Raw genomic sequence first — 22501 nt, forward strand, 5'->3', positions numbered from 1 at the left:
TACGGTTTCAGTTGTGGGCGCAGAAAACATCTGGTGCGACAATCTGGCAAGCACTATTTTAGGGCGAGTTATCCGCCGCGACGTGCCGCTTTGCGGAAATCGGAAAGCCGGAAGGCGCCGATCATCGTCCCGCACGCGAAATAAACAACGATCCCGACCGCGATCAGCCCGGCCAGCGCCAGATAGCGAATTCCGGCGCTGTTCAGTGCCGTTTCCAGAACCACCGACGCGCCCCAAAGCGCGGCTCCCATCACAGCCGAGGCCAATACGATACGCCAAATGCGCGCGCGGAACCGGTCGTCGAACCGGGCGATCTCGCCCATCGGGCGGGTGCCGCGCCACAGCATCGCCACCATGATCCAGCCCGCCAGAGAGGTGGCAAGGGCGGGGGCCAGCCAGCCCATGAGCGGGGCAAGACCGATGGCGACGGCCGCGTTCACGACCATGGCCCAGAGCGCGAAGCGGAACGGGCTTTTGGTGTCCTCACGTGCAAAGAACAGAGGCTGCAATACCTTTTGCAGCACGAAGGCGGGCAGCCCCAGCGCATAGACCGCGACAGCAGAGGCAATGGCGGCGCTGTCGGCGGCGGTGGCCGCGCCGCGCTGGAACAGGACCGAGACCAGCGGCACAGGGATCACCAGAAGCGCCACGGCGCAGGGGACGGTCAGCGCCAGCGATATTTCACCCGCGCGCGACAGGGCGTGGCGTGATCCGGCTGTGTCCTCGGCCTTCAGGCGGCGCGACAGGTCCGGCAGAAGCACGATGCCGATGGCGACGCCGACAACGCCCAGCGGCAGTTGATAGAGCCGGTCCGCGGCAAACAGCCAGCCCACCGCGCGGTCGAAATACGACGCGACCTGCTGGCCAACCAGCAAGTTCACTTGCGTCACGCCACCGGCAAGCGCGGCAGGCACGGCGACGACGACAAGCCGCTTCATCTCGGGGCTGGGGCGGGGCAGGCGCAGGCTCAGGGTAAACCCGGCCCGTTTCGCGGCGAACCAGACCAGCACCAATTGCGCAATACCGGCCACTGGGATCATCCAGATCAGGGTGCGGGCAACATCTCCGCCCATCCAGCCCGCGACCGCCATGCCTGAAATCAGCAGGACGTTCAGCAAGACCGGCGCCGCCGCGGCGGCGGCAAAACGCCCGGTGGCGTTCAGCACGCCTGACAGAAGTGCTGCAAGCGAGATGAACAGGATATAGGGAAAGGCGATGCGGCCAAACTCGACCGACAGATCAAACGTCGTCTGCCCGGAAAACCCCGAGGCGATGCCCCAGATCATCCAGGGCATGAAAACCTGCGCCAGCACGGTCAGCGCGATCAGGAATGTTGCCAGCCATGCAAAGGCATCGCGGGCGAACCCCTCGGCATCCTCGCCAGCTTCCAGCTTTTTCGAGAACATCGGCACAAAGGCCATGTTGAACGCGCCCTCGGCAAAAAAGCGGCGGAACATGTTGGGCAGGCGGAAGGCCACGACATAGGCTTCATACAGCGGTCCGGTGCCCAGGAAGCCCAGGATCATCGCATCGCGCACGAACCCCAGCACACGGCTGGCCATGGTCCAGCCGCCAACGGTCAGGAACCCGCGCATCAGACGGATCGGTTTCAAGAGACCGCCCTCTCCGCACCCTTCTCGATGGCTTCGCGCAGCTTCTTCTCAAGCGCGTTCTGCTTCGAGGCCGAGTAGAATTTCAGCCCGAACATGTCCTTGACATAAAACGTGTCGACCACCTGTTCGCCATAGGTCGCAATGACTGCGCTGGCGATATAGACGTTGTTGTTGGCCAGTGTCCGGGTCAGGTCGAACAGCAGCCCCGGACGGTCCCGCGTATCGACTTCGATGATGGTGTAAATCTCGGACCCTTCGTTGTCGAAGGTGATCGTCGTCGGCACCCGGAAGGCGCGTTCGCGTTTCTTGATCACGTCGCGCGACTTCATCGCCTCGGCCGCAATCACCTCGCCCTTCAGGGTCTTGTGGATCATCTGTTCCAACCGTTTCAGGCGGCTGGCCTCATAGGGTTTGCCGTCGCTGTCCTGAATCCAGAAGGCGGCGGTGGCATAGCCGTCCTTCGAGGTGAAGGTCCGCGCATCGACGATATTGGCCCCCACCAGCGCCAGCGCGCCGCACATGCGGCTGAAGATGCCGGGGTGGTCGGCCATGGCGAAACACACCCGCGTCGCGTCGCGATCGGTGTCGGGGTGCAGGTCGATGCGGATCTCGTCGTCGCCGATATCTTTCAACAGCCGGGCAAAGACCACGTGGGCGGTCACATGCAGCCCCTGCCAATAGGGGGGATAGTGGCGGCTGGTTTCGGCCTTCAACTCTGGTTTCGACCAGTCCTTCAACTGCTTGCGCAGCAGCTTCTTCGCCTCGGTACCGCGATGTTCGCGGCTGAGCGCCTCCATCCCGTCCTCCAGGACGACCTTGGTCTGGCGGTAAAGCGCGCGGATCAGGACGGCCTTCCAGTTGTTCCACACATCCGGGCCGACGCCGCGAATGTCACAGACCGTCAGCACCGTCAGCAGGTTCAGCCGGTCGATATTGCCCACCGCCTTGGCAAAGTCGCGCACCGTTCTGGGGTCGGCGATATCGCGTTTCTGCGCCGTGTCCGACATCAAGAGGTGATAGCGCACCAGCCATTCGACCGTCTTGCATTCCGGTTTGGACAGACCCAGCCGCGGCGCCACCTTGCGCGCGATCTGCGCGCCAAGGATCGAGTGATCGATGTCGCGCCCCTTGCCGATGTCATGCAGCAGAAGCGCCACCATCAGCGCCTTTCGATTGATGCCCGAGCGGATGATCTCGGACGAGATCGGCAGTTCATCTTCAAGCTCGCCATGTTCGATCTGGTCGAGATTGGCGATCACCTGGATCGTGTGTTCGTCCACCGTGTAGGAATGGTACATGTTGAACTGCATCATCGCCACGATCGGTTCGAACTCGGGGATAAAGGCAGACAGCACACCCAGTTCGTTCATCCGGCGCAATGCGCGTTCCGGGTTGCCGTGCTTCAACAGCAGATCCAGGAAGATGCGCTGGGCCTCGCGGGTGTTGCGCATGTCGTCGTCGATCATGTCGAGGTTGGCCGTGATCAACCGCATGGCATCCGGGTGGATCAGCATCCCGGTCCTGAGCGCCTCTTCGAAGATGCGCAACAGGTTCAGCTTGTCTGACAGAAAGGCCGCGTCGTCCTGAATGGCAAGGCGGTTGTTGATGACCTCGTACTCGTCCTTGATCTTGCGTCTGCGCTTGAAGATGCGCTCAAGAAGCGGTTCGCTTTTGGCATGGTCAGCTTCCAGCTTGGTCAACAGGATCCGTGTCATGTCGCCCGTGGCGGTGGCATGCAGGAAATATTCCTGCATGAAATGCTCAACCCCGCGACGGCCTTCCCGGTCCTCGTATCCCATCCGTTCGGCCACCTCGACCTGAAGGTCGAAGGTCAGCTGTTCGACCGGGCGCCCGGCGATCAGATGCATATGCCCGCGCACCGCCCAGAGGAAGTTCTCGGCCCTGGTGAAGCGGTCGTATTCGTCCTCGTGGAACACGCCCTTCTGCACCAGATCGCGGGCGCGGCCGACGTGATAGACGTATTTGGCGATCCAGTAGAGCGATTGCATGTCACGCAGACCGCCCTTGCCCTCTTTCACGTTGGGCTCGACCATATAGCGTTGACCCTGCTTGATGTGGCGCGCGTCACGCTCTTCCAGCTTGGCCTCGACAAATTCCTTTTCGGTGCCCTTGAACAGGTCCTTTTCCAGCCGCGTGTTCAGGTCTTTTGCAAGCGGCGCATACCCGCCAAGGAACCGGTTTTCCAAAAGCGCCGTTCGAATGGTGAAATCCTCGGCGCCCAGCCGGATGCAATCCTTTACCGTGCGACTGGAATGGCCCACCTTCAGGCGCAGATCCCAGAGGATGTAAAGCATGGTCTCGATCACGCTCTCGGCCCAGGCGGTGATCTTGTAAGGCGTCAGGAACAACAGGTCGACATCCGAAAACGGCGCCATCTCGCCCCGGCCATACCCGCCGACCCCGAACAGGGCCAGCTTTTCCGAATCTGTCGGATTGGCCAGTTTGTGAACGGCCTGGGTCGCGATGTAATGGGCCGACAGGACAAGGCAATCGGTGAGCCAAGTGTAGGACCGCGTCATTTCGCGCGCGGCCAGAGGTTTTTCGATGAACCCTTCCGCGATCACCGCGTTACCGGCTTTGCGGGCAGCCAGCAGGATACGCACCACGTCAGAGCGCAACGCCCGGTCGTCCGAGGCCTCGGCGCAGGCAGATACGATCGCCGCGCCGATGGCGGCGCGGTCAAAGATGTCATCGGCCTCGCGGATCAGCGTGGCGGGCGGGTCAGGAAGGCGCAGCGGGTTCCGGTCAGAAACCGGCGCGGCCGAAAGATCTTGGGGCAGGGTCAATCACAACCACCTGTTTGTCGCGGACGGTGGCGACGGCCAGCCCGCGTTCGTTGGTTCCATCGGGTTTCAGCCGGAAAATACCATTCACGCCGCTGAATCCGGCGCCCTGTGTCAGCGCGCTCACGGTCAATGCATCGCTCTTGCCCTGTTTGACCAGTGCGCCGATTGCCGCAATGCCGTCATAGGCCAGCCCGCCAATCGGGTGCGGCAAGCCACCATAGGCTTGCGCATAGCGGGTCTGGAACTGCTCGTTCAAGGCAGGGTCGGGCAGGGCAAACCACCCTCCCTGAACCCCCGGCAGGCTCAAGGTTTGCAGCGGGATATCCCAGCGGGTCAGGCCGATATACTGAATTTTGTCGGTGGTCAGTCCGGCCTCGGGCAGCATCTGCGTGAACAGGGGCAGCGCGCCAGAGGTGTCGGAGGTCAGGAAAATCGCGTCGGACTGTGTATCCTCGGCGGTCTGACGCACAACCGACACGGCAGCAACCACACCCTGTTGCGAGAACTCATACGGCACTGCGCCCGAATTCGAGGCCCCTGCGCGTGAAATCGCCGAGGCCACCGCGTTGCGCCCGACCTGACCCGATACGGTATCGGCATGCACCGTCAGGATGCGGCTTTTTCCGTTGTTGCGGGCAAACTGCACCAGCCGGTCTGCGGTATTCTGGAACGTCGGTCCAAGGACAAACACGTTGCCGCCGGCAATCGAAGTGTTGTTCGAAAATGACAGCACATTGACGCCCTGCGATGCCACGGCCACCCCTGCGGCGTTCGCGGCCTCTCCATAGACCGGGCCAAGAATGATTTTCGCACCCTCAGAGACCGCTTGCCGCGCGGCCTGTTGGGCCTGGCCCGCGTTGCCTGCGGTGGCATAAACGCGCAGGTCGATCCGGACATCGCCAAGGTCAGCAATCGCAAGACGTGCAGCGTTTTCAAGGCTTTGCGCCAAAAGCGCATCGCCCGATGCACTGGAACCCTTGGGCACCAGAAGCGCCACGGGTACGGGTTTCGATGTGTCAATCGACGGCCCGCCGCCAATCGGGACACCGTCGCAAGAAGCCAGCGCAACTGCGGCAATGCCCAGCACGGCCCCTTTCAGAACCCGGCGGGCATGTTTAAAAAGATTGAACATGAAAACTCCTGAACTCCCTGGGCGCGCCACCCTCATTAATTCGCGGCGGCTGTCGGGGGAAGATAATAAACACCATCATGGGCGGGTCCAGCGTTGAATCACCAAAAGATGTATTTGCAGCCCGGGCTCTATCTTGTTGCCACACCGATCGGCACTGCGCGGGACATCACGCTGAGGGCGCTGGACATCCTGGCATCTGCGGATGTGATCGCGGCCGAGGACACACGCTCGATGCGCCGCCTTCTCGAGATCCATGGCGTGCCGCTTGGCGACCGCAAAATCCTGTCCTACCACGATCACTCAGGCGACAAGTCACGCACGGCGATTCTGGGCCATATCGCGGCTGGAAGGTCGGTGGCCTATGGGTCGGAAGCGGGCACGCCGCTGATCGCTGATCCGGGCTATCACCTGTCCCGAGAGGTGACTGAGGCCGGATACCCCGTGACCTCGGCACCCGGTCCGTCGGCCGTCGTGACCGCCCTCAGCCTGGCCGGGCTGCCGACGGACGCCTTCTTTTTTGCGGGTTTCCTGCCCAACGCCAGCGGTGCCCGGAAAAAGGCGCTGACCGAGCTTCGCGATATTCCCGGAACGCTGGTCTTCTACGAAAGCCCGCGGCGGGTGGCCGCGATGCTGGCCGATGCCGCCGAGGTGCTTGGCGCCACGCGTCAGGCGGCGGTCTGCCGTGAGCTGACCAAGAAATTCGAGGAAGTCCGGCGGGGGGGGCTCGCTGAACTGGCGGCGTCTTATGACGACGCCCCAAAGGGTGAGATCGTTGTTCTGATCGACCGCGCCGGAGACGAAGCCCGCGACGAGGGCGACATCGAGACCGCACTGGAAACCGCGCTTCAGACGATGTCGGTGCGGGATGCCGCTGAAAGCGTCGCCCGCGCCTTTGGTGCCCATAAACGAGGCGTTTACCAATTGGCGTTAAAACTGTCGGCGAAACAGGGCTGACAAAGTAATCTGGCCCGGTAGTGACTCTTGTGAGGCCGCAATCATGTCTTTCGTTCGGCAATCGGACTTCTTTGATCTGCTTGAAACGCCGCCGGCAAAACCGGCGGTCAGGCCGCAAACCCTTGTCGGTCAGCGTGCCTATCTCGCTGGGGTCGCGGCGGAAAACTCTGTCGAACTCTCATATTGTCGTCGCGGGATGTCTGTTGCCGCACGCCGCTGGCGCAACCGGGGCGGTGAGATTGATCTGATATTCCGCGATGGCAATACAGTGGTGTTCGTCGAAGTGAAACAGGCACGCACCTTTGCCTATGCCGCTGAGCGCGTCACGCCGCGCCAGAAAAAACGCCTCCTGGCGGGCGCTTCCGCGTTCCTTGCCACTGAACCTGCCGGGGAATTGACGCCATGCCGGTTCGATGTGGCACTGGTCGATGCGTCGGGACGCATTGAAGTCCTCGAAAACGCGCTTGCTGCCTGAGCGCCCATTGCAAGCTCCGCCCTGCTGCGCCATGTAAGAGGCGACGTATCAAAAGGGGCAGCGCATGAAGATCGCCTTCCAGATGGACCCGATCCAATCGGTGAACATCAACGCCGACAGTTCGTTTCGTATCGCCGAGGAAGCGCAGGCGCGCGGGCATGAGCTGTTCTATTACTCTCCCGACATGCTGGCCTATGAAGAGGGCCGCGTCACAGCGCGCGGCCACCGCATGGAAGTGCGTCGGGAAAAGGGCAACCATGTCACGCTGGGACCGCTTGAAACCATCGATCTCGGCGATTGGGACGTGGTCTGGCTGCGGCAGGACCCGCCTTTTGACATGCATTACATCACCTCGACCCATCTTCTGGACCGCATTCATCCGCAAACCCTGGTGGTTAACGATCCGTTCTGGGTGCGCAATTACCCCGAGAAGCTTCTGGTCCTCGACTTCCCTGACCTGACGCCGCCGACGACCATCGCCCGTGACCTCGGCACCATCAAGGCGTTCAAGGAAAAGCATGGCGACGTGATTTTAAAGCCGCTTTACGGCAACGGCGGCGCGGGGGTGTTCCGTCTGGACGTCAACGACCGTAACCTCTCAAGTCTGCACGAACTGTTCACCGGCTTCAGCCGCGAACCCCTGATCGTGCAGAAATTCCTGCCTGACGTCAGCAACGGCGACAAGCGCGTGATCCTTGTTGACGGAGAGCCGGTCGGCGCGATCAACCGCGTGCCAGCGGCCGGTGAAACGCGCTCGAATATGCATGTGGGCGGCCGGCCCGAAAAGATCGGCCTGACCGGCCGTGACCGCGAAATCTGCGCGGCGATCGGCCCCCTGTTGCGCGAGAAGGGGCAGATCTTTGTCGGGATCGACGTCATTGGCGACTATCTGACCGAGATCAACGTGACCTCGCCCACCGGCATTCAGGAACTTGAACGTTTCGACGGCGTCAATATCGCCGAAAAGATCTGGCAGGCGATCGAGGCGCGCAAGGCCGGCTGAGGCCGGGACATGCCTTTGACTTACCGGTCATTTGCAGGATCGCCGCGATAGCTGAGCGCCTCGGCCAAATGCGGTTGCCGCACATGGGGGGCGCCGTCGAGGTCGGCAATGGTCCGCGCCACCCGCAGGACCCGGTGATAGCCACGCGCCGACAGGCCAAGCCGTTCGGCAGCGCGGGTTAGGAAGGACTTGCCTTCGTCATCCGGCGTTGCCACCGCATCCAGAAGCGCACCTTCGATATCGGCATTGGTGCGCACCCCGGCGATGTCAGCATAGCGTCGTGATTGCAATTCCCGCGCCTTTGCCACCCGTACCGCCACCACGGCCGAGCTTTCGCCACTGGCGGGCAGGTCGAGATCGGCAAAGCCCACGGGCGGTACCTCAAGCCGCAAGTCGAACCGATCCAGCAACGGCCCCGAGATGCGCCCCATGTAATCCGCGCCGCAATCGGGCACCCGTGCGCAGGCGCGGCTTGGGTCGAACATCATCCCGCAGCGGCACGGGTTGGCGGCGGCCACCAGCATGAACCGGCAGGGATAGCTGACATGGGCATTGGCGCGGGCGACCATGACCGTGCCGGTTTCAATCGGCTGGCGCAGGGTTTCCAGCACCTGGCGTGAAAACTCGGGCAATTCGTCCAGAAAGAGAACACCATTGTGGGCCAGGCTTATCTCACCCGGGCTGGCGCGCCGCCCGCCGCCGACAATGGCCGCCATGGATGCGGTGTGATGCGGCTCGCGGAATGGGCGGCTGCGCGAGATGCCGCCCTGTTCGATCAGCCCGGCGACGGAATGGATCATCGAGGTTTCCAGCGCTTCAACCGGGGTCAGTGGCGGCAGGATACCGGGCAACCGGGCGGCCAGCATGGATTTCCCGGACCCCGGACTTCCGGTCATGAACAGGTGGTGGCGCCCGGCGGCGGCGATTTCAAGCGCGCGCTTGGCCCTTTCCTGGCCCTTCACGTCGGCAAGATCGGGTATCGCGAGAGGCCCGGATACCTCGCCGGGTTCCGACGGCGGCAGCGGCGATTGTCCGGTGTAATGGCGCACCACGTCGGCAAGGCTGGCCGCACCCAGAACCTGCGCGTCGCCGACCCATGCGGCCTCTCGTCCCGATGCCGTGGGGCAAAGCAACGTGCGTGCCTCGGCAGCGGCGGCCATGGCCGCGGGTAAGGCGCCCGTGACCGGGACCAGTGACCCGTCCAGCGACAATTCTCCAAGCGACAGGCTGGCTTCGGCCGCATCCGCCGGGATGACATCCAGCGCCGCCAGAAGCGCCACGGCGATGGGCAGGTCGAAATGGCTGCCTTCCTTCGGCAGGTCGGCGGGTGACAGGTTTATCGTGATCCGCTTCGACGGCAGCGCGATGGCCATGGCATTCAGGGCCGCCCGCACCCTGTCGCGCGCCTCTGAGACCGCCTTGTCCGGCAGTCCGACGATGGAAAACCCCGGCAGGCCCGGGGTCACGGCGCATTGCACCTCGACCTCGTGGGCCTCTACACCTTCGAAGGCAACCGTATAGGCCCGCGCGACCATGCCGCTCTCCCGTCAACCGTTGGAGAAATGGTTAACGGGGACCGGTTAGCGAATGGTTAATGCGTGTTCACCAAAGCCATGAACGCGGGCCATGCTTCGGGGTCGGCCACCGTCTTGTCGCGGCAGAACGGGTTGCAGAAGCCATAGACCTTGCCCTGGAACTCAAGGAAATCCCTCACCGGCTTGCCGGAATAGGGGCAGGCGTCGTTGACCGACGGGCCAGAGGCGACCGAATGTGCGGCAAGCGGTGTCGGACCCGGCCAATCCTTGGTCTCGTAGGGTTTGGCATACCATGGCAGGGTCTCACCCCGTACCAAACCCATCGCGCGCCAGCGGCGAAAGGCGGGATCGGCGAGATGGGCATCGACATAGTCTGCCGCCGCCTTGCCGAGAGGAAGCGCATAGCCTGCAAGCCGTGCTGCGACCGGGGCATAAAACGCATCCGCGACGGAATACGTCCCGCACAGCCACGGCCCTTCGCCGCCGCAGGTGGCACGGGCATGGTCCCACAGCACTTCAAGCCGCGCGACATCGGCCAGCACCGCGTCAGAGGGCGCACTGTCGACATAGGCCGTTCGCAGGTTCATCGGACATTCATTGCGCAGGGCGGAAAAACCAGAATGCATCTCGGCGGCCAGCATCCTTGCCGTGGCGCGGGCCGTTGGGCTGACCGGCCAGAACCCGGCCTCGGGGTGGCGGTAAGCCAGTTCTTCGGCCATGGCGAGCGAATCCGCGACCACCACGCCATCGGGGGTTTTCATCACCGGAACGGTGCGGGCCGGGGCGAAATCCGGCATCTGTTCGGCGACGCTGCGGTCGTCGAAGAAGTCCAGAAGGCGGGTGCGGCGGGGCACGCCGAATTTTTCAAACAACAGCCAGCCGCGCAGCGACCAGGAGGAATAGGCGTAATCGCCAAGGATCAAATCATATGTCATGGGCCGAGGTTAAGGGCGCAGGACGTATCAGCCAAACGAAAGTTTCTGATCGATTTCATCAAGGTATGTGATTGATCCGCCCGACTTGCCAGCCATCCGGGGTGATGGCGATCTCGGTCACGGATAGGTTGTCGATGCGATGGGCAAAAGCCTGGGTATTGTCCAACCCGGCCGCCCGCTGAACCTGTGTCAGGATGGCCCCGAAATGGCAGACGACAACCAGAGCGCGGCCCGGATGGGCGCGGATCAGCCGGTCCACCGCACCGCTGACCCGATTGTGGGTCTGATGCCAGCTTTCGCCCTCTGGCGCCGCCACGTCGCCCGGCGTTTCCCAGTAGGCGCGAATATGGTCGGGGTCTTCGGCTTCGATCTCGTTGAATGTCCGCAACTCCCAACGGCCAAAATTGATCTCGCGCAGGGCCGGGTCGTGGGGCAGGCGGTCGCGCGCGCCCTGAATCGCGTCCGCCGTGGCGGTGGCGCGGACCAGATCGGAACTGACGACAAGCGCGTCCTCGGGCAGGAAGGCATCCAGCCGGGCAATCGCGGCGTGATCGGACAGGTCGGCGGGAATATCCGACCACCCGACCATTGCGCGGGCATGGGTCGGGCCGTGGCGGACCAGGAACAGCCGGGTCATGGAAACGTGCCTTTCAGCACCACGGGCAGTCCCGCCGCCACCAGCGCGGCCCGGTCCGACAGGGCGGCCAGTTGCTGGTTCAGCTTTCCTTGCGCCTCTCGGAAGCGGCGCGAAAGCGCGTTGTCCGGCACGATCCCGGCGCCAACCTCGTTCGAGACCACGATGATCTCCGCCTTGCAGTCTGACAAAGCGGCCAGAAGGCGGGCAGTCTCGGCGGCGATGTCATGGTCCGCCAGCAGGTGGTTTGTCAGCCACATTGTCGCGCAATCCACCAGTGCGGTGCTGTCGGCAGGGAGTTGCGCCACCGCGCCCGCCAGATCGAACGGGGTTTCGATTGTAATCCAGCCGACCCCGCGCGCCGCGACGTGTTCCGCCACTTTTCTTGTCATTTCGTCATCAAAGCTTTGCGCAGTGGCCAGATAATAGCGCGAGCGACCGGACGTCGGCATCAACCCTTCTGCAAAGGCGGATTTGCCTGACGCAGCGGCACCTAAAATAAATGTGAATTTGGCAGACATCTTATCGCGCTATCATTGATCCAAGTTCCGTCACCCTGCGTATCCCACGTGGAAAGCGCATGAAACAAGGGGGGAATTATGCCTTATGACGGCGACAACAATCAGCGAATCACCCGCCGCGCAATGCGGGCCGAGATGCTGGACGCAGAAACAGAACAGGCGCTGGCGCGCGCCTGGCGTGATAATCGGGACGAAAAAGCACTTCATAGGCTGATTACTGCCTATATGCGGCTGGCAATTTCCATGGCCGCGAAGTTCAAGCGCTACGGTGTGCCGATGAACGATTTGATCCAGGAAGCCGGGCTTGGGCTGATGAAGGCGGCTGACAAGTTCGACCCGGACCGGGGGGTCCGCTTCTCGACCTATGCGGTGTGGTGGATCAGGGCGTCGATCCAGGATCACGTGATGCGCAACTGGTCGATGGTGCGTACGGGGTCGACCTCGTCCCAGAAGTCGCTGTTCTTCAACCTGCGCCGGGTGCAGGCGCGGTTCGAACGCGAGGCCGCGGCGCGCGGCGAGGTGATTGACCAGCCCACGCTGCGCGGTCTGATCGCGGGTGAAATCGGGGTGCCAGAACATGACGTCGAGATGATGATGGGCCGCCTGTCAGGGTCAGATTTTTCGCTGAACGCCACGCAGTCCACCGACGAGGACGGGCGCGAGTGGATCGATATCCTGGAAGACGAAAACGCGCTGGGCGCCCAAGGCGTCGAGCAGGATCTTGACCGGGAACAACTGCGCGAATGGCTGATCCTTGCGATGCGCGACCTGTCTCTGCGAGAGCGGATGATCCTGCGCGAACGTCGGCTGGCCGAAGATCCGCGCACGCTGGAAAGCCTTGGTCAGGAACTGGGCGTGTCAAAGGAACGTGTCCGCCAGCTAGAGGTCAGCGCTTTCGCCAAGATGCGGAAAGCCCTTGAAGGGCGGGGCAACGAGGTTATGAACTTCCTCGCATGAGGAACATGATCTTTGCCTTCCTGGTGGCGGCTGCATCGGTTGCCGCCGGGGAAATCTCGGTAACGGAGCTGACATCGCTGCGTGCCGACGTGCTGTTTCTGGGCGAAACCCATGACAATCCGGTCCATCACGAAAATCAGGCAGCGGCGGTTGCCGCCCTTCGGCCTAGGGCGGTTGTCTGGGAGATGCTGGACCCTGAACAGGCGGGGCGGGTGACTGCCGATCTGGTGAAGGATCAGGCGGCGCTGGGCGTGGCGCTGGAGTGGGAAAACAGCAACTGGCCGGATTTCTCTTTCTATTACCCGATTTTTGCAGCCTCCGGCGCGGCCCGGCACTATGGGGCGATGGTGCCACGCGACGCGGTGCGCGCGGCGATCTTGGGCGGCGACATTGCCGCCGCTTTCGGGCCGGGGGCCGAACGTTACCAGTTGACGGCGCCTTTGCCCGACGACCAGCAGCAACAGCGCGAGGCCGAGCAGCTTGAGGCGCATTGCAATGCGCTGCCGCCGGAAATGCTGCCCGGTATGGTGCTGGGGCAGCGGCTGCGGGACGCGCGGCTGGCGGAACAGGTTGAACTTGCGTTGACCGAAACCGGGGGGCCGGTGGCGGTAATCACCGGAAACGGCCACGCCCGCAAGGATTGGGGTGCGCCCTACTTGTTGGGCGATGGCCCGACAGTCGTAACAGTGGGACAACTGGAAGCCTCGCCGGATCAGACCCCGCCATTTGACCATTTCCTCGTGACCGCCGCAGCCGAGCGGGACGACCCCTGCAAGGCGTTTCAATAGGGATCGCCGGGGGCAGGTCAGCTTGTCTCTGGCCCGCACCGCGCATAAGGTCGGCGACAGACAAGACAACCGGGGGCCAAGATGCTGACCGACAAGCGTATCCTGTTGATCATCGGCGGCGGAATCGCGGCCTACAAGTCCCTGGAGCTGATCCGCCGTCTGCGGGATCGTGGGGCCTGGGTGACTCCGATCCTGACGCGGGCCGGAACCGAGTTCGTGACACCTCTTTCCGTGTCGGCCTTGGCGGGTGAGAAGGTCTATACCGACCTCTTCGACCTGACCGATGAGGCCGAGATGGGACATATCCAATTGTCCCGGTCCGCCGACCTGATTGTCGTTGCCCCGGCCACCGCCGATCTGATGGCAAAGATGGCGCAGGGGCGGGCGGATGATCTGGCCTCGACCGTGTTGCTGGCGACGGATACGCCCGTCCTGATTGCGCCGGCGATGAATGTGCGCATGTGGGACCATCCGGCCACCCGCCGCAATATCGCGACATTGCGGGGCGATGGGGTTGCCGTTGTCGGCCCGAACGAAGGCGACATGGCCTGCGGCGAATACGGGCCGGGCAGGATGTCCGAACCCGCCGAAATCATTTCCGCCATCGAGGGCGCGATGTCCGAAGGTCCGCTGACCGGGCGGCGCATTCTGGTCACCTCCGGCCCGACACACGAACCGATCGACCCGGTGCGCTATATCGCCAACCGCTCGTCCGGGGCGCAGGGCACCGCGATTGCCCGCGCGCTTGTCGCGATGGGGGCGGAGGTGGTGTTCGTGACCGGCCCGGCCACCGCGCCGCGACCGGAAGGCGCACACGTGGTCGAGGTCGAAACGGCCGGACAGATGATGGAAGCCGTTGCCGGTGTTCTGCCCGTGGACGCGGCGATCTTTGCCGCCGCTGTCGCAGACTGGCGGGTGACAACCGCCTCGGACAGCAAGATCAAGAAACAGGACGGCAAGATCCCGGCAATGGATTTTGCCGAAAACGCCGACATTCTGGCAACCGTGTCGCAGATGGCCACAGGGCGGCCCGGGCTGGTCGTGGGCTTTGCTGCCGAAACCGATGATGTGGTCGAGAACGCCACGAAGAAACGTGCGCGCAAGGGCTGTGACTGGATCGTCGCCAATGATGTCAGCCCGGAAACCGGGATCATGGGCGGATCGGAAAACGCCATCGTGCTGATCTCGGACGCGGGCGCGGAAAGCTGGCCGCGCATGGGCAAGGACGAGGTCGCGCATCGGCTGGCCTCGCGCATCGCCGAGGCGCTGGGCTGACCTCGCGGCGTCGGATTTGAGTATTTGTGACAAGAAAGAAGGGGACGGCGTGGTTTCGGTTCAGCTGATGTGGGACGAGGGCGCGGACCGGTCATTGGGCCTGCCGTCTTATGAAACGGCGGGGGCGGCGGGCGCTGACCTGCGTGCGAATTTCCCTGACAACGGGCGCGATGGGCTGGTTCTGGCACCGGGCGCGCGGGCGCTGGTGCCGACCGGGTTGCGGCTGGCGATCCCGGCCGGTTTCGAGGTTCAGATCAGGCCGCGCTCGGGCCTTGCGCTGAAACACGGGATCACCCTGCCCAACAGTCCGGGAACAATCGACAGCGACTATCGCGGGCCGCTGGGGGTGATCGTGATGAACGCAGGTGACGCTGATTTCCACGTCGAACACGGCGCGCGGATTGCGCAGATGGTGGTCGCACCGGTGGTGCAGGCGACATTTGTCGAGGTCGATACGCTGGATGACACCGCGCGCGGGGCGGGCGGTTTCGGCTCGACCGGGGTGGGCTGATGGTTCTTGTTCTGGTGATGGCGGCCGCGCTTTGGGGTGTTGGCGCACTGATGGGCAGCCCGACACGGCTGCGGTGGCAGATGATCGCCGTTCTTGTACTGGCGGTGGTGCTGGCGCAGCTGGTGTTGCCCGATGGCAATCCGATCCGCACCGCAACCGGCGGCAGCGCCGCGCCCTGGCTGTTGTTGCTGGGCGCTGGCGCTCTGGTTGCGCTTTACCGGGCTGGGCTGGTGTGGCTGAAGGCGCGGGCGGCTGCGCCGGAAGAGGCCACCGCAAAACCCGCCGGTACATTCACCGAGACCGAACTGGGCCGCTATGCCCGCCATATCGTGCTGCGCGAAGTGGGTGGGCTGGGCCAGAAAAAGCTGAAAGAGGCGCGCGTGCTGGTGGTTGGTGCGGGTGGGCTGGGCAGTCCGGCGCTGATGTATCTTGCCGCTGCCGGGGTGGGCACAATTGGCGTGATCGACGATGACGAGGTCGATGGCTCGAACCTGCAACGGCAGGTGATCCACACGGATGGGGCCATCGGGATGCCCAAGGTGCATTCGGCCGCCGAAAGGATGCGGGCATTGAACCCCTGGGCCGACATCCGCCCCTATCAGCGCCGCATGGATGCGGAAACCGCCGCCGATTTGGTGGCCGATTATGACCTCGTGTTGGACGGGACTGACAATTTCGATACCCGCTACCTTGTGAACGCTGCCTGCGTTGCGGCGGGCAAGCCGTTGATTTCCGGCGCCTTGTCGCAATGGGAAGGACAGGTCAGCGTGTTCGACCCCGCCCATGACGCGCCCTGTTACCAATGTGTCTTCCCCGAAGCCCCCGCGCCCGGTCTTGCGCCGTCCTGCGCCGAGGCCGGGGTGATCGGCCCCTTGCCGGGCGTGGTCGGGTCGATGATGGCGGTCGAGGCGGTCAAAGTCATCACCGGGGCCGGGGTTGCATTGCGCGGCGAGATGCTGATCTATGACGCGCTTTATGGCGAAAGCCGCAAGATCGGGCTGAAACGGCGCGGCGACTGCCCGACCTGCGGCACAGCCAGACAAGAATGAATATGAAGGTAAGAGCATGACAAACCCCCTTTTGCAGGATTGGGACACCCCTTTTGGGTTGGCCCCCTTCGACAGCATCTCGGACGCGGATTTCGCGCCCGCCTTCAAGACGGCCCTGGTCGCGCACAAGGCCGAGATCGACGCGATTGCCGCCAATCCCGACGCGCCGACATTTGCCAACACGATCGAGGCGCTTGAGGCCGCGGGGCGCGATCTGGACAAGGTTCTGTCGGTGTTCTTCACCGTGGCCGGGGCCGACAGCAACCCCGCGCGAGAGGCGCTGCAACGCGAGTTTTCGCCCGAAATGGCGCGTCACGGGGCCGAGATTTCGGCAAACAAGGCGCTGTTTGGCCGGGTCGCCACGCTTTGGGATGCGCGCGACAGGCTGAATCTGACCGATGAGCAGGCGCGGGTGCTGATGCTGACCCATCGCGGGTTCGTGCGCGGGGGCGCGGCGCTGGAGGGGGCGGACGATGCCCGCATGAAGGAAATCAAGGCGCGGCTGGCCACTCTTGGCACCGAGTTTACCCAGAACCTTCTGGCGGATGAACGCGCGTGGTTCATGGAACTGACCGAGGGTGACCTTGAGGGGCTGCCGGATTTTGCGGTCAACGCGATGCGGGCGGCGGGCAAGGAAAAGGGCACCGAGGGGCCGGTGGTCACGCTGGCACGTTCGATCATCACGCCCTTCCTGCAATTCTCGCCCCGCCGTGACCTGCGCCAGAAGACGTTTGCGGCCTGGGCGGCGCGGGGTGCGAATGGTGGTGACACCGACAACCGCGCTATCGCCGCCGAGATCCTGAAACTGCGCGAGGAACGGGCCAAGCTGCTGGGCTATGCGAATTTCGCGACCTACAAGCTGGAAACCGAGATGGCCGGCACACCCGAGGCCGTGCGCGACCTGTTGATGGCGGTCTGGGAACCGGCCAAGGCGCGGGCCGAAAAGGATGCGGAAACCCTGACCGCGATGCTGCATGAAGACGGGTTCAACGGCGACCTGGAACCGTGGGACTGGCGTTATTACGCGGCAAGGTTGCGCCAGCGCGATCATGATCTGGATGAGGCGGCATTGAAGCCGTATCTGCAACTGGACCGGATGATCGAGGCCGCCTTTGCCTGTGCCAACCGCCTGTTCGGGCTGGAGTTTTCACCCTTGGATGTGCCGCTTTACCACCCCGATGCCCGCGCCTGGGAAGTGACGCGCGGCGGCAAACACGTGGCGGTTTTCATCGGCGACTATTTCGCGCGCGGATCGAAACGGTCGGGCGCATGGTGCAGCGCAATGCGCTCGCAGGCGAAGTTCCCCGACGAACAGGCCCCGGTTGTCATCAACGTCTGCAACTTCGCCAAGGGCGAACCGGCGCTGCTCAGCTATGACGATGCGCGCACGCTGTTTCACGAGTTTGGCCACGCGCTGCACCAGATGCTGTCGGATGTGACCTATGAATCGATCTCGGGCACATCCGTGGCGCGGGATTTTGTCGAACTGCCCAGCCAGCTTTACGAACACTGGCTCGAGGTGCCCGAGGTCCTGCGGGAGTTTGCCACCCACGCCGAAACCGGCGCGGCGATGCCCAAGGACATGCTGGACAAGGTGCTGGGCGCGGCGAATTTCGACATGGGGTTCCAGACGGTGGAATATGTGGCCTCGGCTTTGGTCGATCTGGCGTTCCACGATGGTGACGCACCCGCCGACCCGATGGCGAAACAGGCCGAGGTGCTGGCCGAACTGGGCATGCCCCACGCCATCATCATGCGCCACGCCACGCCGCATTTTGCCCATGTCTTTGCCGGGGACGGCTATTCCTCGGCCTATTACAGCTACATGTGGTCCGAGGTCATGGACGCCGATGCCTTTGCCGCCTTCGAAGAGGCGGACGGGCCGTTTGATCCGGTCATGGCAAAGCGGCTTGAGGACAACATCCTGTCGACTGGCGGCTCGCAAGAGGCCGACCAGCTTTATACCGCCTTCCGGGGGCGTTTGCCGGGGGTCGAGGCGTTGCTGAAAGGCCGTGGTCTGGCTGCGGAATAGGGGTCAGAGGCTGCGCGCCACCGCGAGGCAACCGACCAGTGCGGCGGCGTCATCGGTGATCAATGACAGCGGGACGGCGGGCAGGCTGTCGTCCAGCCGCCGCTTGACCCCGTCATGGGCGGCAAGGACCTTGGGAAGATGGGTCTCGTCGCACAAGGACCGGGCAACGCTGCCTGCCAGATAGATGCCATTCAGCGGCATGAACTGATAGGTCAGTTCTTTCACCAGAACCCCCAGAAGTGCGGCTGCAAGGTCGATGGTCGCTGCTGCATCCGGGTCGCTGCCGTCATTGGCGGCGGCCATGATCTGATGGCCCTGCAAAGTCCCGCCACAGCGCGCGGCATAAAGTGCCGCCAGACCCAGACCGCTGAGACATTGCTCATTGCTGGGGAAATCAGGGGCCTTTGCGCCGATGGCGTCGGTCAGGTAGGTCAGGCTGGGCGCGGGAATGCCAGCATGTCCCATCTCGGATTGCGCCACGCTGGGCAGGCCGGTGCCAAGATCGCGAACCGGACAGATATTCAGCCCGGTTCCAACGCCAAGGACCAGCGACTGACCGTTGCCGCTTGACGCCGCGCCGCCGTCGCGCAGGCGCTGAAATCCGGTGGCAGGCAGGGCGGCGCTGGCATAACCAAGCGCGCTGAGATCGTTGATCAGCTGGACCCGGCCAAGCCGGTGGTCACGTTCCAGCGCGTCGCTGCAAATCTCCCATGCGCGGTTTGTGACCCTTGCGGTGCGGCCGGTAACCGGCCCGGCAATGGCGATGCAGGCGCTGGTGACGGTTGGGGCGTCGTGGCTGGCGAGGAAGGCCGCCAGCAGGTCATAGAAAGTGGCGAAATCGTCATTGGCAAAGGACCGCTGCGAGGCGGGCAAAAGCCCGCTTTCGTCCGCCAGAGCCATACGGCAATTCGTGCCGCCGATATCAGCCAGAAGATACAATGGTCGCGTCCCGTCGGTAAATGCTTTGCGCCGCCCCTTAACAGGACGGCGCGGGTTTGTCAGTTGGACTTTTCGCCCGACCCTTCGCTTGCCCCTTTGCCAGGGTGCTTGCCCAGGATGATCATGCCCAGAAGGTCGTCATCGGTGACCTTGTCGACATCCACCGTACCCACCAGCTTGCCGTTCTTCATCACGCTGGCGCGGTCGCAAAGGTCCATGACGTCATGGATGTCATGGCTGATCAGGAAGATGCCGATGCCTTGCGCCTTGAGTTGCTGGATCAGTTCCGCAACCATCTGGGTCTCGTGCGGACCAAGCGCCGCCGTGGGTTCGTCCATGATCAGGATCTTGGCGTCGAAATAGACCGCACGGGCGATCGCCACCGATTGCCGCTGACCACCCGACAAGGCCGACACCGGTTCCGAAAACTTCTGGAAGTTCGGATTGAGCCGGCCCATGATCTTGCGGCACTCTGCTTCCATTGCGTCGTCATCGACCATGCCCAGACCGGTCACCAGCTCGCGCCCGAGGAACAGGTTCGACGCCGCATCGAGGTTATCGGCCAGCGCAAGCGTCTGATAGATCGTCTCGATATTGTAACGGCGGGCGTCGCGCGGATTGTGGATCTCGGCCTTTTCGCCATTGATCCAGATTTCGCCGCTGTCGGCCTGATAGGCGCCCGACAGGATCTTGATCAGCGTCGACTTGCCCGCGCCATTGTGACCCAGAAGGCCCACGACTTCGCCGGGATAGAGGTCGACCGAGACGTCATCCACCGCGTGTACGCCGCCGAAGGAAATGCGGATGTTCCGCATGTCTACCAAAGGTGTGGTCATCACTTGGCTCCTGTGCGTTTGCGATAGATGATGTCGATCAGGACGGCAGCGACCAGAACGGTGCCGACAACGATGTTCTGAAGCGGAGCGTCCACCCCGACCATCGCCATGCCCGATTGCAGCGACTGCATGATGAGCGCGCCAAGAATGGCGCCATAGATCGTGCCCGATCCACCCGCCAGCGCGGTGCCGCCGATGACCGCCGCCGCAATGACGCGCAATTCGTCCAGCGTGCCGATGTCGTTCGAGTGGTTTGCCAGACGCGCCGACGCAACCACGGCCGAGATCGCGCACAGGGCGCCCATCAGGGCAAAGATCTTGACCGTCAAGAGGCGGGTGTTGATCCCCGACAGCTCTGCCGCGTCCGGGTTGCCGCCGGTGGCAAAGATATAGCGGCCAAACCGGGTGCGCCGGGCAATGATCGTCATGCCGACCGCGACCGCGATCAGCAACAGGACCGAGACCGGCAGACCATAGGCGGCGGTAAAGCCGTCGGGCATGACCTCGCCCTTGTCCTCGAACATGCGGGCAAGGCGGCGGGTTGGGATTTCATAGGCATTCAGGATGGCGACGAACCCAAGGATCGCGACCGAGATGATACCGGCCAGCACACCCTCGGCCCAGATCGGTTTGACCTCGAACCCATGCTTGATCTTGTTGCGGCGGGAATTCCACAGGGCCCAGATCGCGAAAAGCGTGGCGATGACGCCAAAAATCCAGGACCAGGTCGTGCCCAGCGTGCCCGAGATGCCGCCGAATTTCTGGAAGGTCGAGTCAAGCGGCCCGATGGTCTGCCCCGAGGTCAGGTACCAGGCGACGTTGCGCCACACCAGCAGACCGCCCAGCGTGACGATGAAGGCGGGGATCGTGAGATAGCCGATCAGCCAGCCGTGGAACGCGCCGATCACCGTGCCTGCGATCAGACCCACAAGGATGGTGATCCATGCGGTGGCAGGGTGTTCCAGCCCAAAGCCCAGAAGGTCTGGCAGGATCGCGGTCTGGGTCATCGCCATGATCGCCGAACAGGTCGCCAGCAGCGCGCCGACGGACAGGTCGATGTGGCGGGTGACGATCACAAAGACCATGCCGGTGGCCATGATCGCCACGGAAACGGTCTGGATCGTCAGGTTAAAGATGTTGCGGGGGGTCAGAAAGCGCCCCTCGGTCAGGAAATCGAAGCCAAGGCAGAGGACCACGAAGGCCCCGATCATGCCCAGCATGCGCGTATCCAGTTCCAGCGATTGGAACAGGGACTTTTTCGCGGCTTGGGGAAGGTCGGTGTCGGACTGTGCCATGGGATGCACCTCGTCGCTGGGGTCTGCCCCGGCACACAGCCGGGGCAAACGGTGTTTGCAAAAGATCAGTTACAGGGGGCGGGGCCGCCCGAGACGCCTTGGCACAGCGCATCCTTGCTGATCCAGCCAGCGTCGACGACAACGCTGAGGTTGTCTTTGGTGATCGGAACCGGCGCCAGGAACTTGGCCGTCATCTCGGTGCCACCGGGCGAGGTCCAGCTGCCTGCGCCATCGACATCCGCCATGGCGGTGCCACCGGCCAGGGCCACGGCGATCTCGCCTGCTGCCTTGCCCAGTTCACGTGCGTCTTTCCACACCGACACGGTCTGGTGACCCTTGGCAACGCGGTTCAGCGCGGCATGGTCGCCGTCCTGACCCGAAACCGGGATACCTTCCATGCCCTGCGCGGTCAGCGCCGCGACCACACCGCCTGCGGTGCCGTCGTTCGAGGCCACAACCGCGTCCACGCCGTTATCGGTCGCGGTCAGGATCTGTTCCATGTTGCGCTGGGCGTTCGCGGGCAGCCAGCCATCGGTATAGGCTTCGCCGACGATCTCGATGTCGCCCTTGTCGATGGCTGCCTGCAGCACTTCCTGCTGACCGCCACGCAGGAAGTCCGCGTTCGGGTCGGTGGGCGAGCCCTTGATCATGACATAGCGGCCTTTCGGCATCGCTTCGAACACGGCGCGGGCCTGCATCCGGCCAACCTCGACGTTGTCGAAGGTCAGATAGAAGGCGCGGGGGTCTTCGATCAGGCGGTCATAGCCGACAACCGGTACACCTTCGTCCGCCGCGGCCTGAACCGCCGGGCCAATGGCCTGCGCGTCCTGGGCCAGGATGATCAGCGCGTCCGCGCCTTGTGCGATCAGGCTCTCGATGTCCGACAGCTGTTTCGACGACGAGCTTTGCGCATCCGCCGAGATGTATTTTGCGCCAGCCGCGTCCAGCGCCGCCTTGATTGCCGCTTCGTCGGTTTTCCAGCGCTCTTCCTGGAAGTTCGACCAGCTGACGCCAACAGTCAGATCAGCGGCCAGGGCTGCTGTGCTGATGACGGCGCCCGCAACTGCGGCCACCGCGGTTTTGATGATATTCATGATGTCCTCCCAAAGTTTTGTGCCCATGTCGGTTGTATCAGGCACGGACAGCGAAATGATTTGCGAAATAAATTTGAAAGTCAAATTAAATCTGGTAGCCTGGAAGCAATTGCCGG

The 22501-nt window shown here is 63.3% G+C and carries 20 protein-coding genes; 9 read left to right on the forward strand and 11 right to left on the reverse strand.

Annotation, left to right across the window (positions count from 1 at the left end):
• Window positions 1-68: 68 nt before the first annotated feature.
• Genes murJ through JQ863_RS06905 form a run of 3 tightly spaced genes read right to left on the reverse strand, consistent with a single transcriptional unit; the run spans window position 69 to window position 5552 of the window.
• Entirely contained in the window at window positions 69-1613 is a 1545-nt protein-coding gene (gene murJ, locus JQ863_RS06895) for a murein biosynthesis integral membrane protein MurJ (RefSeq protein WP_204113563.1), read from the reverse strand.
• A complete protein-coding gene (locus JQ863_RS06900; RefSeq protein ID WP_204113564.1) occupies window positions 1610-4420 on the reverse strand; it encodes a [protein-PII] uridylyltransferase in 2811 nt (936 codons plus the stop codon). Before JQ863_RS06900 ends, murJ begins: the two co-directional genes overlap by 4 nt.
• On the reverse strand, window positions 4380-5552 hold the full coding sequence (locus JQ863_RS06905) for a penicillin-binding protein activator (RefSeq protein ID WP_204113565.1): 1173 nt from the start codon (window positions 5550-5552) through the stop codon (window positions 4380-4382). The genes JQ863_RS06900 and JQ863_RS06905 overlap by 41 nt, the downstream gene beginning before the upstream one ends.
• A 93-nt stretch (window positions 5553-5645) precedes the next feature.
• Between JQ863_RS06905 and rsmI the strand changes: the two genes are divergently transcribed.
• The 3 genes from rsmI to gshB all read left to right on the forward strand — a co-directional run bounded on the left by rsmI (window position 5646) and on the right by gshB (window position 7984).
• Window positions 5646-6506, forward strand: a complete 861-nt coding sequence (gene rsmI / locus JQ863_RS06910; RefSeq protein ID WP_204113566.1) for a 16S rRNA (cytidine(1402)-2'-O)-methyltransferase — start codon at window positions 5646-5648, stop codon at window positions 6504-6506.
• Window positions 6507-6549: 43 nt separating this feature from the next.
• Window positions 6550-6981, forward strand: coding sequence for a YraN family protein (locus JQ863_RS06915; protein WP_204113567.1), 432 nt, complete (start codon window positions 6550-6552; stop codon window positions 6979-6981).
• Window positions 6982-7045: 64 nt separating this feature from the next.
• Window positions 7046-7984: a glutathione synthase gene (gshB, locus tag JQ863_RS06920; protein WP_204113568.1), complete on the forward strand. Its 939-nt coding sequence runs from the start codon at window positions 7046-7048 to the stop codon at window positions 7982-7984.
• Window positions 7985-8004: 20 nt separating this feature from the next.
• Here the strand turns inward: gshB and JQ863_RS06925 are convergent, their stop codons facing one another.
• Genes JQ863_RS06925 through JQ863_RS06940 form a run of 4 tightly spaced genes read right to left on the reverse strand, consistent with a single transcriptional unit; the run spans window position 8005 to window position 11540 of the window.
• Complete coding sequence (locus tag JQ863_RS06925) at window positions 8005-9519, reverse strand: YifB family Mg chelatase-like AAA ATPase (protein WP_204113569.1); 1515 nt, start codon at window positions 9517-9519, stop codon at window positions 8005-8007.
• A 56-nt stretch (window positions 9520-9575) separates the two neighbouring features.
• Window positions 9576-10454 carry a glutathione S-transferase gene (locus JQ863_RS06930; RefSeq protein ID WP_204113570.1) on the reverse strand — a complete coding sequence of 293 codons (879 nt, stop codon included), beginning with the start codon at window positions 10452-10454 and terminating at the stop codon, window positions 9576-9578.
• Window positions 10455-10512: 58 nt separating this feature from the next.
• Complete coding sequence (locus JQ863_RS06935; RefSeq protein WP_204113571.1) at window positions 10513-11091, reverse strand: histidine phosphatase family protein; 579 nt, start codon at window positions 11089-11091, stop codon at window positions 10513-10515.
• On the reverse strand, window positions 11088-11540 hold the full coding sequence (locus tag JQ863_RS06940; RefSeq protein WP_420826250.1) for a bifunctional adenosylcobinamide kinase/adenosylcobinamide-phosphate guanylyltransferase: 453 nt from the start codon (window positions 11538-11540) through the stop codon (window positions 11088-11090). Before JQ863_RS06940 ends, JQ863_RS06935 begins: the two co-directional genes overlap by 4 nt.
• A gap of 147 nt (window positions 11541-11687) precedes the next feature.
• Between JQ863_RS06940 and JQ863_RS06945 the strand changes: the two genes are divergently transcribed.
• The 6 genes from JQ863_RS06945 to JQ863_RS06970 all read left to right on the forward strand — a co-directional run bounded on the left by JQ863_RS06945 (window position 11688) and on the right by JQ863_RS06970 (window position 18221).
• Window positions 11688-12566, forward strand: a complete 879-nt coding sequence (locus JQ863_RS06945) for an RNA polymerase factor sigma-32 (RefSeq protein ID WP_204113573.1) — start codon at window positions 11688-11690, stop codon at window positions 12564-12566.
• Window positions 12563-13354 (forward strand): ChaN family lipoprotein, encoded by a 792-nt coding sequence (locus JQ863_RS06950; RefSeq protein ID WP_338055499.1) that lies wholly within the window; start codon window positions 12563-12565, stop codon window positions 13352-13354. The genes JQ863_RS06945 and JQ863_RS06950 overlap by 4 nt, the downstream gene beginning before the upstream one ends.
• Window positions 13355-13435: 81 nt before the next feature.
• Entirely contained in the window at window positions 13436-14629 is a 1194-nt protein-coding gene (coaBC, locus tag JQ863_RS06955) for a bifunctional phosphopantothenoylcysteine decarboxylase/phosphopantothenate--cysteine ligase CoaBC (protein WP_204113574.1), read from the forward strand.
• A 67-nt stretch (window positions 14630-14696) separates the two neighbouring features.
• A complete protein-coding gene (gene dut, locus JQ863_RS06960; RefSeq protein WP_239113359.1) occupies window positions 14697-15140 on the forward strand; it encodes a dUTP diphosphatase in 444 nt (147 codons plus the stop codon).
• Window positions 15140-16189 (forward strand): HesA/MoeB/ThiF family protein, encoded by a 1050-nt coding sequence (locus JQ863_RS06965; protein ID WP_204113575.1) that lies wholly within the window; start codon window positions 15140-15142, stop codon window positions 16187-16189. Before dut ends, JQ863_RS06965 begins: the two co-directional genes overlap by 1 nt.
• Before the next feature lie 16 nt (window positions 16190-16205).
• Window positions 16206-18221, forward strand: a complete 2016-nt coding sequence (locus JQ863_RS06970) for a M3 family metallopeptidase (RefSeq protein WP_204113576.1) — start codon at window positions 16206-16208, stop codon at window positions 18219-18221.
• Between the two features lie 3 nt (window positions 18222-18224).
• Here the strand turns inward: JQ863_RS06970 and JQ863_RS06975 are convergent, their stop codons facing one another.
• The 4 genes from JQ863_RS06975 to xylF all read right to left on the reverse strand — a co-directional run bounded on the left by JQ863_RS06975 (window position 18225) and on the right by xylF (window position 22385).
• Window positions 18225-19160 (reverse strand): glucokinase, encoded by a 936-nt coding sequence (locus JQ863_RS06975; RefSeq protein WP_204113577.1) that lies wholly within the window; start codon window positions 19158-19160, stop codon window positions 18225-18227.
• 59 nt (window positions 19161-19219) lie between these two features.
• Entirely contained in the window at window positions 19220-19996 is a 777-nt protein-coding gene (locus JQ863_RS06980; RefSeq protein ID WP_204113578.1) for an ATP-binding cassette domain-containing protein, read from the reverse strand.
• On the reverse strand, window positions 19996-21291 hold the full coding sequence (locus JQ863_RS06985; RefSeq protein ID WP_204113579.1) for a sugar ABC transporter permease: 1296 nt from the start codon (window positions 21289-21291) through the stop codon (window positions 19996-19998). The genes JQ863_RS06980 and JQ863_RS06985 overlap by 1 nt, the downstream gene beginning before the upstream one ends.
• Window positions 21292-21356: 65 nt before the next feature.
• Window positions 21357-22385 (reverse strand): D-xylose ABC transporter substrate-binding protein, encoded by a 1029-nt coding sequence (gene xylF, locus JQ863_RS06990; protein ID WP_204113580.1) that lies wholly within the window; start codon window positions 22383-22385, stop codon window positions 21357-21359.
• Window positions 22386-22501: the final 116 nt, after the last annotated feature.

This window comes from Shimia biformata (assembly GCF_016888515.1).
Taxonomy (GTDB): Bacteria; Pseudomonadota; Alphaproteobacteria; order Rhodobacterales; family Rhodobacteraceae; genus Shimia_A; species Shimia_A biformata.

What these genes read in the sequence shown, in the direction of transcription:
- dut (WP_239113359.1), top strand. Translation starts at nt 14,697, where the DNA reads ATGTGGGACGAGGGCGCGGACCGGTCATTGGGCCTGCCGTCTTATGAA.
- JQ863_RS06970 (WP_204113576.1), top strand. Translation starts at nt 16,206, where the DNA reads ATGACAAACCCCCTTTTGCAGGATTGGGACACCCCTTTTGGGTTGGCC.
- JQ863_RS06915 (WP_204113567.1), top strand. Translation starts at nt 6,550, where the DNA reads ATGTCTTTCGTTCGGCAATCGGACTTCTTTGATCTGCTTGAAACGCCG.
- JQ863_RS06980 (WP_204113578.1), bottom strand. Translation starts at nt 19,996, where the DNA reads ATGACCACACCTTTGGTAGACATGCGGAACATCCGCATTTCCTTCGGC.
- xylF (WP_204113580.1), bottom strand. Translation starts at nt 22,385, where the DNA reads ATGAATATCATCAAAACCGCGGTGGCCGCAGTTGCGGGCGCCGTCATC.
- JQ863_RS06935 (WP_204113571.1), bottom strand. Translation starts at nt 11,091, where the DNA reads ATGACCCGGCTGTTCCTGGTCCGCCACGGCCCGACCCATGCCCGCGCA.
- JQ863_RS06905 (WP_204113565.1), bottom strand. Translation starts at nt 5,552, where the DNA reads ATGTTCAATCTTTTTAAACATGCCCGCCGGGTTCTGAAAGGGGCCGTG.
- gshB (WP_204113568.1), top strand. Translation starts at nt 7,046, where the DNA reads ATGAAGATCGCCTTCCAGATGGACCCGATCCAATCGGTGAACATCAAC.
- JQ863_RS06925 (WP_204113569.1), bottom strand. Translation starts at nt 9,519, where the DNA reads ATGGTCGCGCGGGCCTATACGGTTGCCTTCGAAGGTGTAGAGGCCCAC.
- JQ863_RS06930 (WP_204113570.1), bottom strand. Translation starts at nt 10,454, where the DNA reads ATGACATATGATTTGATCCTTGGCGATTACGCCTATTCCTCCTGGTCG.
- JQ863_RS06950 (WP_338055499.1), top strand. Translation starts at nt 12,563, where the DNA reads ATGAGGAACATGATCTTTGCCTTCCTGGTGGCGGCTGCATCGGTTGCC.
- JQ863_RS06940 (WP_420826250.1), bottom strand. Translation starts at nt 11,540, where the DNA reads ATGCCGACGTCCGGTCGCTCGCGCTATTATCTGGCCACTGCGCAAAGC.
- JQ863_RS06965 (WP_204113575.1), top strand. Translation starts at nt 15,140, where the DNA reads ATGGTTCTTGTTCTGGTGATGGCGGCCGCGCTTTGGGGTGTTGGCGCA.
- coaBC (WP_204113574.1), top strand. Translation starts at nt 13,436, where the DNA reads ATGCTGACCGACAAGCGTATCCTGTTGATCATCGGCGGCGGAATCGCG.
- JQ863_RS06945 (WP_204113573.1), top strand. Translation starts at nt 11,688, where the DNA reads ATGCCTTATGACGGCGACAACAATCAGCGAATCACCCGCCGCGCAATG.
- JQ863_RS06985 (WP_204113579.1), bottom strand. Translation starts at nt 21,291, where the DNA reads ATGGCACAGTCCGACACCGACCTTCCCCAAGCCGCGAAAAAGTCCCTG.